Consider the following 17,511-nt stretch of genomic DNA (forward strand, 5'->3'; position numbering starts at 1 on the left):
CCGCAGGCGCTCCGCCCTGACGGCGAAGGAGGATGATCATGAACGAACCAAAGGCCAGCCCCGCATCCGAGGCGCCTGCGGACCGTGTCGCGGGCAGCGGCGTTCCCGCCGGCATCGGCATCAGCCCCGGCACCTGGGCGCTCCTCACCCTGCTCGGCATCATCTGGGGCGGTTCCTTCTTCTTCGGCCGCATTGCCGTGCAGCAGGTCCCGCCGCTGACCATCGCCTTCCTGCGGCTGGCCATCGCCGCCATCGCGCTGCATCTCTACCTGCACGGCCAGCAGGGCGTCTATGCTGCCCTCAGAGCCCGCGCGCCGGCCTTCTTCCTCATCGGGCTCGTCAACAATGCCGTTCCGCACACGCTGATCCTGATGGGGCAGACACAGATCGGCGCGGGTCTCGCCGCGATCCTCAATGCCACGACGCCGATCTGGACCGTGCTCATCGCCAATGTCTGGACCGCCGACGAAAAGCTGACCGCGCGCAAACTGGCCGGAACCCTTCTCGGCCTTGCCGGCACCGTGCTGCTGGTCGGCCCGGCCGCCATCGCCGATCTCTTCGGCGGTGACCATGCCGTGCCGCTCTGGGCGCTGCTGCTGCCGATCGGCGCGGCGATCAGCTACGGCATTTCCAACACCTTCGGACGCCGCTTCAGCGACCTTCCGCCGACCGTCACCGCAACGGGCCAGCTCACCGCCTCGAGCCTCCTCGTGCTGCCGGTGGCGCTGGCCGTCGATCAGCCCTGGACGCTGCCCATGCCCACGGGCGCGGCGATCGTGTCGATCCTCGCCCTTGCCCTCCTCTCGACCGCCTTTGCCTATATTCTCTTCTTCCGGATCATGGCGCGGGCTGGCGCCACCAATACTTCGCTCGTCACCCTGCTGGTTCCGCCAAGCGCCATCCTGCTCGGCGTGCTCTTCCTCGGCGAGACACTTTCCCTTGTCGATGCGGCCGGCATGCTCGTCATCGCCCTCGGCCTCGTCATGCTCGACGGCCGGCTTCCGAAGCGGATCATGGCCAGCCTGTCACGTCAGACCGCATGATCGATTCGTGTCGGATGAAACACAGACAAGGATTGTCCACACGCTTCGTTAACCGCCGGTCGCATTGCGTGAACAAAAAATTAAGGGCGATTTGCGCTTTTCAATCAAAAAGTTGAGCGCTGCCCCACGCTCGCCACACCCCTCTGATGCCGCAGCGCAGCACAAGATTTCCTTTTAGATGTGACATTTTCGCCGTATCGTGAGGCCGTCAACATCAGGAGGGTAACACATGGGACTGACCCAGTCGTTCAACATGCTTCTGATCAGTGCAGCCTTCATCTTTGTCGGAACGATGCTCTTCATCTGAGCTTGGACCGGAGCGTGAAAGACGAGTAAGGCGTAAACTCCAACAACAAGAACAATGCGAGGCCGGGCGCAGGCGCGTCGCGGATTTTGCCAGGCGAACGCAAAGCGCCCGAGCCATGATGGCCGGGCGCTTTGTCGTTTCAGTGCACTGCAGATCGTGCCGGCTCAGACCGCCATGCGGCGTGCCGGTGCTGCGATGCTGGCGACGGGCGCATCCTGCCGGGCAAAGCCCACGAGATCGCAGACGGCGGTGATCAGCGGCGAGCGGTTCATCGTGTAGAGATGGAAGTCGCGCACGCCGCGCCGGGCGAGATCGACGATCTGCTCGGCCGCGATGTGCGTCGCCTCATGGAAGCGCTCCTCCGGCTTGTCGTCGAGATGCGCGAGCCGCGCCCGCAGCACCTCCGGCACGCGCGCGCCGCACAGGCCCGCGAAGCGCACGACCTGCGCGAAATTGTTGATCGGCAGGATGCCGGGAACGATGGGGATCCAGATGCCGGCCGCCCGCACGCGTTCCAGATAGCGCTCGAAATCGTCATTGTCGAAGAAGAACTGGGTCAGCGCCCGGGTCGCGCCATTGTCCACCTTGCGCTTCAGCATGTCGATGTCGGCATTCACATCCGCGCTCTCGGGATGCTTTTCCGGATAGGCGGAGACCGAAATTTCCAGCCCGCCGCGCGCGGCCAGCGCCGCCACCAGCGCCGCCGCATTCTCGTAACCACCCGGATGCGGCTGGTAGGCCGAGCCGATCCCGGCCGGCGGATCACCGCGCAGGGCCACGAAATGCTTGACGCCGCAGGCCGTGAACGCGTCGATGACATGATCCACTTCCGCCCGCGTGGCGCTGACGCAGGTCAGATGCGCCGCCGTATTGGCAACGCCCGCATCGCCGATCATGTGGGCGACGGCGGTCAGTGAACGCTCCCGCGTCGTGCCGCCAGCACCATAGGTCACGGAGACGAAGCCCGGCTGGAACACGTTGAGCTCGGCCACTGTCTGGTGAAGCTGGGCCTCCGCCTCGTCCGTCTTCGGCGGGAAATATTCGAAGGACAGGGTCAGGTTGCCGCGTTCGGCCGGATAAAGCGTATGGATTGCCATGGTCAAAGTCTCCGCTCTCCGGCCCGGCGCCGGCTCTGTCTTGCTTCCTGGGAAAAGGCAGCGCGCTGGTCGCGCGCAATCCAGATCGTCACGGTCAGCCCCGTGCTGTCACCGGCCACCGGCGGCACGTCCACCACCGTCTCGACCACCAGTCCGGCGCGCGCCAGCCAGTCGGCCATCGTGGCATGCGATATGCCGAGACGCTGATGCGCATGCTCGTCGCGCAGGTAATCGAGGCTGTGCGGCGCGAGATCGACGATCGCCAGACGCCCGCCCGGCACCAGCACGCGCGCCGCTTCCGCAATCGCCGCCTCGGGTTGGTCGAGGAAGTGGAGCACCTGATGGATGGTCACGAGATCGAACTCGCCGTCGAGCGGCAGGTTGAAGATGTCGCCGTGGCGGATCTGAGCCTTGGAGACGCCGGCACGGTCGAGATTGGCCCGCGCTACCGTCAGCATGTCGCGACTGGCATCGACGCCCACGCCGCGCCGGTAGGCCGGCGCCAGAAGCTGCAGGATACGACCCGTGCCCGTGCCAAGGTCGAGCAGGGCATCAACGGGTTCAACGCCGACAGCCTCGACCAGCGCGGCCTCCACCGCGGTTTCGCTGACATGCAGTTGCCGCAGCGCGTCCCATTCCGCGGCGTTGCGGCTGAAGTAGGCCTGCGCCCGCTCGGCCCGCGCCGCCTTCAGCGCCGTCAGCCGCTCCGCATCGCGCGCCAGCACCGCATCGTCGCTCGCTGCCGCGGAAAGAACCTGCCGCACCACATGCGCGGCCCTGCCCTCCTGTCGCAGCCGGAAATAGGCCCAGGCTCCCTCCTGGTAACGGTCGATCAGTTCGACCTCGCCCAGAAGCTTCAGATGCCGGGAGATGCGCGGCTGCGACTGGCCGAGAATTTCGGTGAGATCCGTCACGGTCAGGTCACCGCCAGCCAGCAAGGCCAGCAGCCTGAGCCGGGTCGGCTCGCCAGCCGCCTTCAGCACGTCTACAAGGGGATCAAGCCCCAGCCACCGCGTCTCCGCCATCACAAACCCCATTTACATATAAAGATATGTTTATGTGATTTGTGAGGACGATGCAAGCGCGAAGACGGCCGCCGCCCAAAACAAAACCGGCGACCCCGAAGGGCCGCCGGCGTAAGACACAAGCCACAAGCCGAAGGCAGGCGCCACCGGCCGCAGACGAGGACGGATCGACCTCCGCGGCCACTCAGGCAGCGCGGTTGCGCGCCGCCGGCTGCGACTGGCCCTGCATGCGGAACTGGCTGAGCAGGGAGGCAAGCCGGCTGGCTTCCTCGGCCAGCCCGGCGGAGGCGGCATTCATTTCCTCCACCATCGCGGCATTCTGCTGGGTCGCCTGGTCCATGTGGTTGACGGCGGTGTTGACCTCTCCGAGACCGACAGACTGTTCCTGCGCGGCCGATGCGATGGCATCCATGTGCCCGGTAATCGACTGCACCACCTCGGCGATCGAGGACAGGCCACTGCCCGTCTCGCTGACGAGCTTGACGCCCTGGTTGACCGCCGCTTCGGAGTTGTTGATGAGCGCCTTGATCTCCTTGGCCGCATTTGCCGAACGCTGGGCAAGTTCGCGCACTTCCTGCGCCACGACCGCAAAGCCCTTGCCCGCATCGCCGGCACGGGCTGCCTCGACACCGGCATTGAGGGCAAGGAGGTTGGTCTGGAAGGCGATCTCGTCGATGACGCCGATGATCTGGCTGATCTGGCCGGACGCCTGCTCGATGCGCTGCATGGCCTCGACCGCATTGCCGACGACGACGCCGGACTGCTCCGCCTTTGCCCGGGCATCGCGCACCAGATCACGCGCCTCGACCGTCCGCCGCGAGGTCATCTTGACGTTGGAAGTGATCTCCTCGAGCGCCGCGGCGGTTTCTTCCAGCGATGCGGCCTGCTGCTCCGTGCGCCGGGCCAGATTGTCGGAAGCACCCGAAATCTCGCCCGAACCATTGTCCACGGCCACGGCCGATTCCCCGACGGCAAGCAGCACCTGGCGCAACTGCGACACCGAGGTGTTGAAATCCTCCCTCAGGGCCTCGAACTGCGGCGCGAACTGCTCGTCGATCTCGCAGAGCATGTCGCCCGTTGCCAGCCGCTTGAGCCCGGCGGCAAGCGCGCCGGTTGCCTTGTTGAGACGGATATTGGCATCCTCTTCCGCACGCCGCTGCAGCTCGGCACGCTCGGCTTCCTGCCGGCGGCGCACTTCGTCCGCCTCCGCTTCCAGCTGCGCATTGCGGATGGCGGCTTCGCGGAACACCTCCACCGCGCGGGCCATTTCCCCGATCTCGTCCTTGCGGAGGGCACCCGTGACGACAACCTCGCGGTTGCCCTCGGCAAGCGCGTTCATGCAGCGCGTCAGGCGGCCGATGGGCTGGACGACGCGCAGCACGACAATGGCCATGCCGCCGACACCAATGGCAAGAACGGCAACCAGCAGCGTCGAGAACAGAACGAGCTTCAGCTGCGCGCTCGAACGGCTGGCTGCCGCGCTCTCGTTCAGATTGTCCATGGCAAGCGACGCGACATCCGCGATCTTGCCGAGGGCGGCCGTGACCTTGGGGCGCCAGTCGTCGATGCTGACCGGAGACCCCTCGCCGGCCGTCAGCTTGGCAATGATCTCGCCGCGCCACTTCGGAAAGTCACCCTTGAAATAGGCTTCGTCGGCCGCGGCGTAGCGCTCCTTCAGGGCCTCGGATGCGCTGGGATGCTTGACCAGCGTCTCGACGGCGCGCCAGGCAAAGGCCGCGCCCGCATCGAGCGAGGTGAGATTGGTCGTCTCCGTGCCGTCCGGCTTGCGGTTCTGGACGATGAGACCATTGAGAACAACGGCAGCCGAACCGCCGAGCGAGCGTGTCGCCCAGGCATAGGCACGCGTCTGGATCAACGCGACCTTGCCCTCATCCAGCGAGCGAATGACCCCTTCGGCGGCCGTCGAGGTCTTCTCGAGGCTGGCGATCAATTCGCTGCCCTGGGAGAGCACGACCTTGTCGAGACCGGCCTCGCGCTGGTCAAGCGGCAGCGCGATGTTGGCATCGACCTTCTGGCGCAGCGCATCGAACTTTCCATAGGCGGCATCCAGCCCCGCAATGGCCTCCTTCAGACCCGGATCATCGAAGCTGGCGGCCATCGCGCTCGCCTCGGCCATGGCCGCCTGCACCTTCGCGCGCATGCCCTTGAAACTGTTGATGGAGCCCGTCGCCTTTTCCGGTGAAAGCGTCAGCGCCGTTGCACTGTCGCCGCGTTCGCTGCGGAAGCTCAGCAGCGCCGTAAACAGCGCCTTGTCGTAGCGCGCCAGCGTTTCCACACGCTCGGACGCCCGGAACTGCTGGTAGGCCTCGAGAGTAGAGTTTCCAACCATCAGCGCCAGCACAAAACTGACAACAAATAATACGGCAATAAGAATATTTCGAATGGACATGTCAAAGCCCCTCTTTCACGTAAGACAGAGCTTCCACAGATAATTTAAAAATCAGGTAAATCCGTTTAGACTAGTTTTTTAATTGGAAATGTTCCCAGGCAGAACGAAGAACATAATATACGAAACGCAGAATATATTTCCACGAATGGAATCAGGCCCTTGAAAGGTACATTCTTTCATTCGAAGGCACGAAGAGGCCGCAACGAAAAAACCGGGCGATTGCCGCCCGGTTTTGCAAATATCCTGAACGTGGCGGGCGCTGCCCGGCCTTAGCGCGTCAGACGCTTGTAGCTCATGCGGCTCGGGTTGAGCGCATCCGGACCCAGACGGCGGACCTTGTCCTTCTCGTAGTCCTCGAAATTGCCTTCGAACCATTCCACATGGCCGTCGCCCTCATAGGCGAGGATGTGGGTGGCCAGACGGTCGAGGAACATGCGGTCGTGCGAGATGATGACGGCGCAGCCGGCGAAGTTTTCCAGCGCGTCTTCGAGCGCCCCCAGCGTTTCCGTATCGAGGTCGTTGGTCGGTTCGTCGAGCAGCAGCACGTTGTGGCCGCCCTTCAACATCTTGGCGAGGTGCACGCGGTTGCGCTGACCGCCCGAGAGGTTGCCGACCTTCTGCTGCTGGTCGCCGCCCTTGAAGTTGAACGAACCGCAATAGGCACGCGAGTTCATCTCGAACTTGCCGAGCTTCAGGATGTCGTTGCCGTCGGAGATTTCCTCCCAGACGGTCTTGTTGGCGGCCAGCGTATCGCGGCTCTGATCGACATAGCCGAGATCGACCGTGTCGCCGATGGTGATCGTGCCGCTGTCGGGTGTCTCCTGGCCGGTGATCATGCGGAACAGCGTGGTCTTGCCCGCACCGTTCGGACCGATGATGCCGACGATGCCGCCCGGCGGCAGCTTGAACGACAGGTTCTCGATGAGAACGCGGTCGCCATAGGACTTGGTGATGTTGTCGGCTTCGATGACGACGCGGCCGAGACGCTCGCCGATCGGAATGGCGATCTGCGTGTCGGACGGGCGGCGCTCGGCGGCCGAATCGACCAGCTCGTTATAGGCGTTGATACGCGCCTTGGACTTGGCCTGACGGGCCTTGGGCGAGGAGGCGATCCACTCCTGCTCGCGGGAGATGGCCTTCTGGCGGCCGGCCTCTTCGCGCGCTTCCTGCTGCATGCGCTTGGCCTTGGCCAAGAGGTAGGCGGAGTAGTTGCCCTCGTAGGGAATGCCGCGGCCACGGTCGATCTCGAGGATCCAGCCCGTGACATTGTCGAGGAAGTAGCGATCGTGGGTGACCATCAGGATGGCGCCCGGATATTCGCGCAGGTGCTTTTCGAGCCAGGCGATCGTCTCGGCGTCGAGGTGGTTGGTCGGTTCGTCGAGCAGCAGCAGGTCGGGCTGGCGCAGCAGAAGCTGGCAGAGCGCCACGCGGCGCTTTTCACCGCCCGAAAGGCTCGTCACGTCGGCATCGCCGGGCGGGCAGCGCAGCGCATCCATGGCCATCTCGACCTGGTTTTCGAGGTCCCAGAGGTTCTGGCTGTCGATGACGTCCTGGAGTTTCGCGCCTTCGTCGGCGGTCTCGTCGGAATAGTTCATCATCAGTTCGTTGTAGCGGTCGACGATCGCTTTCTTGTGGGCGACGCCTTCCATCACGTTCTCGAACACTGTCTTTTCCGGATCGAGCTTCGGCTCCTGCGCGAGGTAGCCGAGCGTGGCACCCTCGGCGAGCCAGGCCTCGCCCGTCCATTCCTTGTCGAGGCCGGCCATGATCTTCAGGATGGTCGACTTACCCGCACCGTTCGGGCCGAGAATACCGATCTTGGCATCCGGGTAGAAGGAGAGATGGATGTTCTCGAGGATCTTCTTGTGGCCGTAGGCCTTGTTGAGCCCCGACATATGATAGATGAACTGACGCGCCATGAAGAATGCTCCGCAACGGGAAAAGGCATGATTTGGGATGTGCCCGCTTCCTAAAGCAATTGCCCTGACGGGGCAACGCCGAAAGCCGGCCATCCCCGTCAACACGAAGCCGGCCGGCCTTCAATCAAGAGAAGCGGTCAGGCGCCGCGGATTTCCGACAGGGTCCGCGTGGGCGTGATCGCTTCCGGATCGAGCTTTACCTCGATGATGGCAGGCTTGCCGCTGGCCCGCGCGCGAAGGAAGGCGTCGGCAAACTGGTCCGTCGCCTCCACCGTCTCGCCGTGGCCGCCATAGGCGCGGGCAAGCGCGGCGAAATCCGGGTTGGTGAGATCCGTCGCCGAGACGCGGCCCGGATATTCCCGCTCCTGATGCATGCGGATCGTGCCGTAAATGCCATTGTTGACGACGACGGTGATGATCGGCAGGCGATAGCGCACGGCGGTCGCAAATTCCTGCCCATGCATCATGAAGCAGCCGTCGCCGGCAAAGCAGATGACCTCCCGCTCTGGATGCAGCTTCTTCGCCGCCACTGCCGCCGGCAGGCCGTAACCCATGGAACCGGAAGCCGGCGCCGCCTGCGTGGCGAAGCGGCGGAAACGATGGAAACGGTGCACCCAGGTGGCATAGTTGCCGGCGCCATTGGTGAAGATCGTGTCCTCGGCCGTGTTCGCCTCCAGCCATTCCATGATCGGCCCCATCTGCACGGCACCCGGCCCGGTGGCGGGCGGCGTGGACCACCCGAGATAGGCCGCATGCATGGCGGCGGTGCGATCCGCCCAGACGGGTTCGGCCGCCGGCGCCACATCCCGAAGCGCCGCCGCAAAGGCATCGGGTGCCGCCGCGATGGGCAGCGCCGCGGAATAGACGCGGCCGAGTTCGCAAGGGTCGGGATGAACGTGGACGAGCGTCTGCTTCGGATAGGGAATATCAAGCAGCGTGTAGGACGACGACGGCATTTCCGACAGGCGTCCGCCGATGAGCAGCACCAGATCGGCCTCCTTGATCTCCTTGGCAAGCGCCGGATTGATGCCGATGCCGACATCGCCGGCATAGCTCGGATGCAGGTGATCGAACAGCATCTGCCGGCGGAAGGAGCAGCCGACCGGCAGGTGCCAGCGCGCCGCAAAGGCCGTGAAATCCGCCACCGCCTCCGCGCTCCACCGCGCGCCGCCGAGAATGGCGACGGGGCGCTTGGCAGCCTCAAGCAGCGCTGTGAATTCGGCAATCTGCGATGCGCCGGGATGGGCCGCGACCGGCACGTAAGCGCGTGCCGCCGGCGCCTCCACCGTCTCCACCAGCATGTCCTCCGGCAGCGTCAGCACAACGGGGCCTGGCCGGCCGGAGGTGGCGATGGAAAAGGCGCGCGTCACGAATTCCGGAATGCGGCGGGCATCGTCGATCTCGCCCACCCACTTGGCGAATTCGGTGAAGGCGCGGCGGTATTCCACCTCCTGGAAGGCCTCGCGCTCGCGCGCCTCGCGCTGTACCTGGCCGATGAAGAGGATCATCGGGATCGAATCCTGCTTTGCCACATGCAGCCCCGCCGAGGCATTGGTGGCGCCCGGCCCGCGCGTGACCATGCAGATGCCGGGCTCGCCCGTCAGCCGTCCCCAGCAATCCGCCATCATCGCGGCTCCCCCCTCCTGCCGGCAGACGAGCACGTCGATCGCGACGTCGTGCAGCGCATCGAGCACGGCGAGGTAGCTCTCGCCCGGCACGCAGGCGATCCGCTTCACGCCATTGGCGACGAGCGCGTCAACGATCAGCTGGCCGCCCGTCTTGCGGACGGTGGTGGTTTCGGTGTTCGACATGATGCTTCCTTTCGAGATCGACGGCGCCTCAGGCGACCGGCGGCACGGGCGGCGTATCCGGCCGGCTCTCGCGCCGGCTCACGACACGTTCACGCCAGATGATGGTGAGCCCGGAGCCGATGATGATGGCGATGCCGAGCCATTTCAGCGCGTCCGGCAGATGATCGAAGACGAGATAGCCGAAGAGCGTGCCGGAGACGATTTCCAGATATTGCAGCGGCGCGAGCACCGAGGCCGGCGCGGCGCGATAGGCATAGACCCCGAGCACCCCCGCCACCGTTGCCGTCAGCCCCACACCGAGGAGATAGGCGATCGCCAGCCGGTCCGGCCAGACGGGATCGAAGAGCGGCGAGCCCGTGCCGGAACCGATCCACAGCGCGATCAGCGAAAAACCCAGCGCCCAGACACCGGCATGCAGCTGCATCGCGAAGGGATCCTCGCTCTGGGCCAGCCGCCGGGTGATCAGCACGAAGATCGCCACGCAGAAGGCCGAGACGACCGGCAGCAGCGCCACCAGCCCCACATCTTCCAGCGAGGGCCGGATGACGAGCATCGCCCCGCCGAACCCGACCGCGCAGGCAAGATAGCGCCGCCAGCCGATCTTCTCGCGCAGCACGAGACCACCGAGAATGGTGAGAATGATCGGCTCCACGAAGAAGATCGCCAGCGCATCGGCAATCTGCATCACGATCAGCGCCGTCATGAAGGAAAACATGCCGATGACGAGCAGCGCCCCGCGCACGGCATTCAGCCCCATGGCGGCAAGGCTCGTCGGCTTCAGCCGCCGCCCGGCAATCACGATCGGCAGCAGAAAGGCCACCTGCAGCACGAAGCGCGTGGCGACGATCTGGCCGGAAGGAATGGTCGAAAGCGCCAGCTTGCCGAAAACGTCGATCAGCGGCGAGACGAGCACGGAGAGCACCATCAGCGTCAGCCCGGCCGGAATGTCATTTATCGCCGCAAGAGATGCGGGGCGCGAGGTCGCGGCCATGGCTCAGTGCCCCCCTGCCGAACGGCGTGCCGCAACACCGCGCGCCCAGGCCGCAAAGGCCTCGGTCGCCGCATCGCGACCCACCTCGTTGAGCGTCTCATGACGGAAACCGTTGAGCACGCTGAGGCTTACGTCCGTCAGGCCGGCAGCGCGCATCCGCTCGGCCAGCCATCGCGTTTCCCGCCCGCCATTCGTCGCGGGATCCTCGCTGCCACCCAGGAGATGCACCGGCAGCCCCTTCGGCAGGCGCGCCAGCCGCTCCTGCGAAGCCCCCCCATAGCAGAGCGCAAAGAGATCGATCCACAGCGACACGGTCGCATCGAATCCGCAGAGCGGATCGGCGATATAGGCATCCACCTCGGCGGCGTCCTTGGAAAGCCAGTCGAAATCGGTCCGCGGATCGGCGATCTTCTTCTTCCAGGCCCCGAAGGTCAGCGCCGTCAGCGTTTCGCTCGGAACGTCCGATCCCTTCAGGGCGCGCTCGACGGCAAGGATCGCCTGCCCGGCCCGGCCCGCAAGCCCGGCATTGAAATTGGAATTCCACACCGCCACGCCGTCATAGCCGCTCGGCTCTTCCTCTGCGGCGTTCAGCGCAATCAGCCCCCCCATGGAGTGGCCGAACAGAATGAGCGGCAGACCGGGATGCGCGGCCCGGACCATGGCGCGCATCGCCGCGACATCGGCAAGCGCCTTGCGGGCGCCGCCCCGCGGCGCGAACTGCCCGCGGATCGCATCCGGCGCACGCGTTTCGCCATGGCCGCGATGATCATGGGCATAGACATGGAAGCCATGGGCCGCCATCGCGTCGGCAAAGCGGGCATAGCGGCGCGAATGCTCCGAAAGCCCGTGGCAGACGAGCAGCACACCGCGCGCCGCGCCCGCCGCCTCGGCACGGTGCCAGGCGAGATCGGCGCCCGTCGGGCTCGTCATACGCTGCGTTTGCGAAAACATCGTCACTCCTGAAGGTCCGCGCCGGCCACTCAAAGCCATTCCGCCGGGAAAGGCAATCGACCGCTCTTGCTGGTTTCGCATGATGTCATCCATGGCCGCGCGCGCACATCCCCTTTTTCATTCCAACGCGAATCAGGGGTTGCATTTCTCCCGCTTTTGGCGATTATGTTCTCATAATGTTCCATTGAGCGGAGTTGATCCATGATGCGTTTGCCCCTTGCGGCAGCGATGGCTGCCTGCGTCCTGTCGTTCCTGTTTGTCGCCGTCATGACGGTCGCCGGACCCGTCCGCGCCGCGGAGGCGGAACCGCCGCCGAAGACGGCGCTGATCCTCTCGGTCAGCTGGCAACCGGGCTTCTGCGCGACGCGTACCACGCGCACGGAATGCCGCGCGGCGACACCCGAAAGTTTCGAGAGCACGCATTTCACACTGCACGGCCTCTGGCCGATGCGGCAGAGCTATTGCGGCATCGATGCCGCGGTGAAGTCTGGGGACAAGGCCGGAAAATGGACCGATCTCGCACAGCTGACACTGGACGCCGCCACCACAAAAGCGCTCGATGCCCGCATGCCGGGCCGACGCTCGGGGCTCGATCGCCATCAATGGGTGCGGAGCGGAAGCTGCACCGGGCTTTCGCCGGATGCCTATTTCACGCTGCAGGATGAATTTCTGGAGCGGCTGAATGCCTCGCCTGTCCTGGCGCTCTTTCGGGACCGCGGCGGCAAAACCGTGACGGCAAAGGAGGTGCGAACCGCCTTTGATCAGGGCTTTGGTCCCGGCAGCGGCGAACGTGTCCGCATCACCTGCCGCAAGGCCGGCGACCGTCAGGTGGTGACGGGCCTGACCATCGGGCTCGGCGCCCTGCCCTCGACGTCGAACCCGACGCCACTGGCGAACCTGATCCAGACGGCCGCTGCGACGCCGGAAAAATGCGCGGAGGCTATCGTCGAAGCCGGCGGCCCCGCTGTCCAAACTCTTCGCTAGGCCAAACCCTTCGCCAGGATGCGAGAGAATGGAACGGTCAGCGACGAATATGCTGGGTCTGCTGGTAAATGGCCGTGGAACGGGCACCGGAGCGGCAGAAGCCGAGCATCGGCCGCGGCAGCGTGTCCAGCGCGTCGACCATGGCATGCACGGCCTCCGCCGTCACACCCATCGGGCCAACCGGAATATGCGTGATCTCAAGCCCAAGCTCGCCGGCACGCGCGGCGATCTCCGCAAAATCCGGCTGTCCGGGCTGCTCATGGTCCGGGCGGTGGCAGACCAGCGACTTGAAGCCGAGGGACTTCACCGTATCGAGGTCTTCCGCCGTAATCTGGCCGGTCACGGCGTATTCGTCGTTGATCTCGCGGATATCCATGTCTGCCCTTCCAGAAACGCCCTGATGCCGATGGGAGGTCGGCCGATCAACAATGAGAGCGGTCGGCCGACCCTTGATGAGCGAGATGTAGGCCCCCCGGATCGCGCCGTCAATCGCGTTCGCCGGCCGAAGGGAGGGCAGCACGCGAACGGTCGATGTGACGTCTCAGACCATTCGGAAGGCGATCCCGAAGCTGCGGCTTTCGCCGGGCGCCAGCGAAACAAGCTCGCCGTTTTCGGCAAGCTCGGCCCGGCTTGCAAGGCGGTGCGAGGCAGGTTCGATGGAGAAGACATTGCCGCCGTTGCGTTCCGAACGCCAGAACTGCAGCCAGGGCAGGCATGCGGCGGGAAACCGGATCGACAGGGTTCGTCCGCCAAGCATCGCAAGGGGGCCGAGCGTGACCGTCACCAGGCCGGTGTCCGCAAGCGTGGGCCGGGTGTCGAGGCACAGGTGCGCGCGCTCCCCGTCACCGAAGCGCCAGAACAGCGCTCCCTCACCGAAGACAGGCGCCTCGATCCACGTCTCGTCGTCGAAAAGCCAGGCACCGAGGTTGAGATGATACATCCACATCGGCGAAAACGGTGTCGTGCCCGTATTGGTCAGCCGGTCCTCGATCGTCACATATCCGTCGATGGCAGTGTAGATCCGGCGTGCAACCGTTGCCTGCCCGCCATCGGCAAGCGACACCACGGTCTGCGCATGGCAGACGGGACCATCCGGCCCCGTCTCGATGGAGGTCGCGACCACCTGCGTTCCCGGCAGGGAGCCATGCAGAGGATAGTTGCCGTCACCGCTTTCGCGAGGCTCCGGGAGGCGGATATGGTCGGGACCGCAGGTGAACAGAAAACCCTGCAGGAGACGTGCGATGCGCGGCTCCTCGCCGGCCGGGATAGCGACGCCCGGCGCCAGGTCCACGCCGTCGACGACGAAGGCGGCAATATCGAGCCCGGACTGACGGTCGAGAAGCACATGATTGGCCGAAGTTCCGGAGGTTTCCACGGCCTTCACGGCTTCGGGGCGAGACGCCCGTTCCCCGGTTTCGCGTCCGCCTGCGCGCGACTGCGTGCTTTCGCCGTCCATGACGTGTCCCTCCCCCGCCCATGCCCCACCAGCGCCCTCGCCAGCGCCCCCGCCAGCGATTGCCATGCTCCCGACCACTCGGGCCCCACGCAGGCATTGTCCGGGCCCGGCCCTTGCCCCACGCGCGGCCGCGCTCGCGGCGATCGAGGATACCAAGGGAACTCGCAACGACGTGACCTCGTTGAAGACCCGCGTGCTTCACCCGGCATCCGATCTCCGGTATAAGCCGCAACGAGGTGATTTAGCAAAGCGTTTACCGTGAGTTCAGCTTTTTCACATTAACGTCGAAATTCGCTTGTAGCGCATCCACGTGAACCCGAGAGTACAGGTCCTGCCGTGACAGCCATCCGCCGTAAGAGCCTTATGCTTCTGACCGCAGCAAGCCTTCTGGCGCTTGGCGCTGGCGGTGCATCCGCGCAATCGGCGACGGGCAATATGCTGCTCGTCACGCCGGATGGCGAAATCCTCGATTTCGTGCCCGAAGGTCCGGACGTGCAGGTGACGCGCGACCGCCGCGGGCGGACCGTGTTTGTCGACAACTGGGGCAACGTCATCGCCACCGTTATGCCCAACCGGCAGCGCCGCGAGCCTCAGGTCTACGACCCCAACGGTCCGCGCTATGGCACCGCCGGGCGCGACCCCTATTACGGTCCGGAAGGCACCGATTCCTATGGCGCGCCGGTCTATGGCGAGCCAGGAACCGTCACCGGCTCGATCCCGGAGTATCGCGAGCCGGCACCTGTGAATGTCGATCGCGAACCGCTTCCGGCCTATGACGAGAACACCGCCGCGCTGGGTGGCGGCGCGCCGACCGATGGCGGCAGTGCCGATTTCAGCGATCCCTCCGGCTCCGGTGCGGTGATCGAGCAGACGGCGCCCGGCCGGACCCTCTCCTTCCCGCCGGCGGCGGCCGTCACCAAGAAGTCGAGCTTCGAAATCACCGCGCTTCAGGTCTTCCTGGATCGCGAGGGATTCTCGCCGGGCGTCATCGACGGCAAGATGGGCTCGAACGTCACCAAGGCGATCGAGGCCTTCCAGCAGTCCACCGGCGAAACGCTCGACCCGAACAACACCGACGCGATCGTCGAACGTCTGCGCCTCAATGGCGGGATGCCGATCACGAGCTACACGATCACTGCGGCCGATGCTGCCGGCCCCTATGTCGCCTCCATCCCGGAAGACTATGCCCACAAGGCAGCCCTGCCGGCGCTCTCCTTCACCTCGACCACGGAAATGCTGGCCGAGCGCTTCCACATGGACGAAGGCTTCTTGAAGGAGCTGAACCCCGGCGTCGATTTCACCGTCCCGGGTTCAACGATCAAGGTCATCAATCCCGGCGCCAACCGGACCGGCAAGGTCGCGAAAATCCTCGCCGACAAGGGTCGCAAGCAGGTGCTGGCCTATGACGCCGAGGGCAAGCTGATCGCCGCCTACCCGGCGTCCATCGGTTCCGCCGACACGCCCTCGCCCTCCGGCACGGTGACGGTCGAGCGCATCGCTTTTAATCCGGGCTACACCTACAATCCGAAGATCAACTTCAAACAGGGCAACAACGACAAGGTTCTCTCCATCCCGCCGGGCCCCAATGGTCCGGTCGGCACGGTCTGGATTGCGCTGTCCAAGCCCACCTACGGCATCCACGGCACGCCGGAGCCGTCCAAGATCGGCAAGACCCAGAGCCATGGCTGCATCCGCCTGACAAACTGGGACGCAACCGAACTCGGCAAGATGGTCAGCCCCGGCGTAACGGTCGAATTCATCGACTGACGCCGGCGCTGTTTACGCCTCCGCGACCTGACGCCTGCAAGGAATGGCGCCGGCCGGACCATCCTGACGCCTGCGCGCGTCCTGTCGCGCCTCGTCTGACGTCGTTTCACATCCGGTTGTACGCACGCCACACGCCACCGACGCAACCTGATCGCCTCTGCCATGGCCTCTATCCCCAGCGATAATCTCATGCCGAATTGTCATGAGGACGCATGACGGCAACTGCGCTATGGCTGTGAGACCACCGCCTTCGGCGACGACATCGCGCGCGGCTGCCTGCGCCGCAGGCCGTCGCCGGGCGACACGGGTCAGGCTGCCGTGCAACCTCGCAGGTCCGGAACGGGCGAGACGCGAAACCGCGTGGCGACAGGATCGGCTGTGACACGGCAGGTCTGAGGGCAAGGATCACGAAAGAGGCAAAGGCCGATGACTGCGGAACGGACCCAACCCAATCTCTGGCAGGCGACGGCGCCCGCCGCTCCGGCCACCGGGCCGCTGTCCGGTAAACGGACCGTGGATGTCGCCATCATCGGGGGCGGTTATACAGGCCTGTCGGCGGCGCTGCATCTCGCTGAAAAAGGCGTCTCGGTGGCGCTCGCGGAGGCGCGGCAGATCGGCCATGGCGGCTCGGGGCGCAATGTCGGCCTCGTCAATGCCGGCATGTGGGTGAAGCCGAACGACCTGATCGCGACCCTCGGCCAGGCCGAGGGTGACCGGCTGCTCACCGCTCTCGGCAACGGTCCCTCCCTCGTCTTCGACCTCATCGAACGCCACGGCATCGCCTGCGAGGCCGTCCGCAATGGCACGCTGCACATGGCGATCGGCGAGGACGGCATGAAGGATATCCGCGACCGCGAGGCGCAATGGCAGGCGCGCGGCGCACCGGTTTCCGTTCTTAGCGCCGATGATGCGCGGCGTCTGACGGGTGCGGAAGGCTTCGCCGGCGCCCTGCTCGACAAGCGGGCTGGCACGGTCCAGCCGCTCGCCTATGCCCGCGGCCTTGCCCATGCTGCGGTCGCCGCCGGGGCGGAGCTCTTCACGCAAACGCCGCTCCTTGCGGCGGAAAAGGCCGGCGCCGGCTGGAAGCTCCGCTTTCCCGATGGCGCGATCACGGCGCAAAAGGTCATCGTCGCCACCAATGCCTATGGTGATCTCGTACCACGCACGCCCTGGCAGCAGCATGTCGGTGAACTGACAAAGCTCGGCTATTTCCAGTTCGCGACCGGGCCCCTGTCGCACAATGTCGCCCGCTCCATCCTGCCGGAACGGCAGGGCTGCTGGGACACGGGCCTTGTCATGACGTCTTTCCGCCTCGACCAGCAAAACCGCCTCGTCTTCGGCAGCATCGGCAATCTCGATGCCATCGCCGAGGGCACGCATCGCGCCTTCGCCAAGCGCGCTGTGCGCAAGCTGTTCCCGCAGATCGGTGAATTCGACTTTGAGCACTGGTGGGATGGCCGCATCGGCATGACGACGACGAACCTGCCGCGCCTGCACGCACTGGCACCGGGCGTCGTCTCCGTCAGTGGCTACAATGGCCGCGGCATTTCACCCGGCTCGGTCTTTGGCAAGGCGCTCGCCGATCACGTCACCGGTCATGCCGGCGCCATTCCCTTGAGCGAAACGCCGGTCAGGCCCGATGCGTGGCGCAAGGCCCGAGCGCTGCTTCTTGGCCTCGGTTCCAAGGCCAAGCACATGATCGATCACCGCTTCTGAGATTGTCCGCGCAGGCCTTCCGCAGGCACGGCGA

General features: G+C 65.3%; 13 protein-coding genes. 4 read left to right on the top strand and 9 right to left on the bottom strand.

All coding sequences use genetic code 11. The features are described from left to right. The first annotated feature begins 38 nt into the window (after nucleotides 1–38). Nucleotides 39–1,043, top strand: coding sequence for a DMT family transporter (locus ACED18_RS05605; RefSeq protein ID WP_377289796.1), 1,005 nt, complete (start codon nucleotides 39–41; stop codon nucleotides 1,041–1,043). A 471-nt stretch (nucleotides 1,044–1,514) separates the two neighbouring features. On the opposite strand, the gene metF is transcribed toward ACED18_RS05605, so the two are convergent. The 7 genes from metF to ACED18_RS05640 all read right to left on the bottom strand — a co-directional run bounded on the left by metF (nucleotide 1,515) and on the right by ACED18_RS05640 (nucleotide 11,554). After that, a complete protein-coding gene (gene metF, locus ACED18_RS05610; protein WP_377289798.1) occupies nucleotides 1,515–2,447 on the bottom strand; it encodes a methylenetetrahydrofolate reductase [NAD(P)H] in 933 nt (310 codons plus the stop codon). A 2-nt stretch (nucleotides 2,448–2,449) separates the two neighbouring features. Beyond that, nucleotides 2,450–3,472 carry a metalloregulator ArsR/SmtB family transcription factor gene (locus tag ACED18_RS05615; RefSeq protein ID WP_377289800.1) on the bottom strand — a complete coding sequence of 341 codons (1,023 nt, stop codon included), beginning with the start codon at nucleotides 3,470–3,472 and terminating at the stop codon, nucleotides 2,450–2,452. Between the two features lie 184 nt (nucleotides 3,473–3,656). Beyond that, complete coding sequence (locus ACED18_RS05620; RefSeq protein ID WP_377289802.1) at nucleotides 3,657–5,882, bottom strand: methyl-accepting chemotaxis protein; 2,226 nt, start codon at nucleotides 5,880–5,882, stop codon at nucleotides 3,657–3,659. Nucleotides 5,883–6,151: 269 nt separating this feature from the next. Beyond that, nucleotides 6,152–7,801, bottom strand: a complete 1,650-nt coding sequence (gene ettA, locus ACED18_RS05625) for an energy-dependent translational throttle protein EttA (protein WP_377289804.1) — start codon at nucleotides 7,799–7,801, stop codon at nucleotides 6,152–6,154. A 137-nt stretch (nucleotides 7,802–7,938) separates the two neighbouring features. Further along, nucleotides 7,939–9,612, bottom strand: coding sequence for a thiamine pyrophosphate-binding protein (locus tag ACED18_RS05630; protein WP_377289806.1), 1,674 nt, complete (start codon nucleotides 9,610–9,612; stop codon nucleotides 7,939–7,941). Between the two features lie 28 nt (nucleotides 9,613–9,640). Next, complete coding sequence (locus ACED18_RS05635) at nucleotides 9,641–10,603, bottom strand: DMT family transporter (RefSeq protein ID WP_377289808.1); 963 nt, start codon at nucleotides 10,601–10,603, stop codon at nucleotides 9,641–9,643. Between the two features lie 3 nt (nucleotides 10,604–10,606). Then, the gene (locus tag ACED18_RS05640; RefSeq protein ID WP_377289810.1) at nucleotides 10,607–11,554 is read right to left on the bottom strand and encodes an alpha/beta fold hydrolase; all 948 of its coding nucleotides are present in this window, start codon (nucleotides 11,552–11,554) and stop codon (nucleotides 10,607–10,609) included. Nucleotides 11,555–11,755: 201 nt separating this feature from the next. Between ACED18_RS05640 and ACED18_RS05645 the strand changes: the two genes are divergently transcribed. Continuing rightward, a complete protein-coding gene (locus ACED18_RS05645) occupies nucleotides 11,756–12,538 on the top strand; it encodes a ribonuclease (RefSeq protein WP_377289812.1) in 783 nt (260 codons plus the stop codon). Between the two features lie 37 nt (nucleotides 12,539–12,575). Here the strand turns inward: ACED18_RS05645 and ACED18_RS05650 are convergent, their stop codons facing one another. Both ACED18_RS05650 and ACED18_RS05655 read right to left on the bottom strand, forming a co-directional pair. Then, nucleotides 12,576–12,914, bottom strand: coding sequence for a TIGR01244 family sulfur transferase (locus tag ACED18_RS05650; RefSeq protein ID WP_377289814.1), 339 nt, complete (start codon nucleotides 12,912–12,914; stop codon nucleotides 12,576–12,578). 165 nt (nucleotides 12,915–13,079) lie between these two features. Beyond that, nucleotides 13,080–13,994, bottom strand: a complete 915-nt coding sequence (locus tag ACED18_RS05655) for a DUF4432 family protein (RefSeq protein ID WP_377289816.1) — start codon at nucleotides 13,992–13,994, stop codon at nucleotides 13,080–13,082. A gap of 435 nt (nucleotides 13,995–14,429) precedes the next feature. Here ACED18_RS05655 and ACED18_RS05660 point away from each other — a divergent pair, with 435 nt between their 5' ends. Next, complete coding sequence (locus ACED18_RS05660) at nucleotides 14,430–15,761, top strand: L,D-transpeptidase family protein (RefSeq protein ID WP_377291061.1); 1,332 nt, start codon at nucleotides 14,430–14,432, stop codon at nucleotides 15,759–15,761. Between the two features lie 426 nt (nucleotides 15,762–16,187). Further along, nucleotides 16,188–17,477, top strand: coding sequence for an NAD(P)/FAD-dependent oxidoreductase (locus ACED18_RS05665; protein ID WP_377289818.1), 1,290 nt, complete (start codon nucleotides 16,188–16,190; stop codon nucleotides 17,475–17,477). The last annotated feature ends 34 nt before the right edge of the window (nucleotides 17,478–17,511 follow it).

This window comes from Rhizobium sp. SG2393, assembly GCF_042610495.1.
Taxonomy (GTDB): Bacteria; Pseudomonadota; Alphaproteobacteria; order Rhizobiales; family Rhizobiaceae; genus RU20A.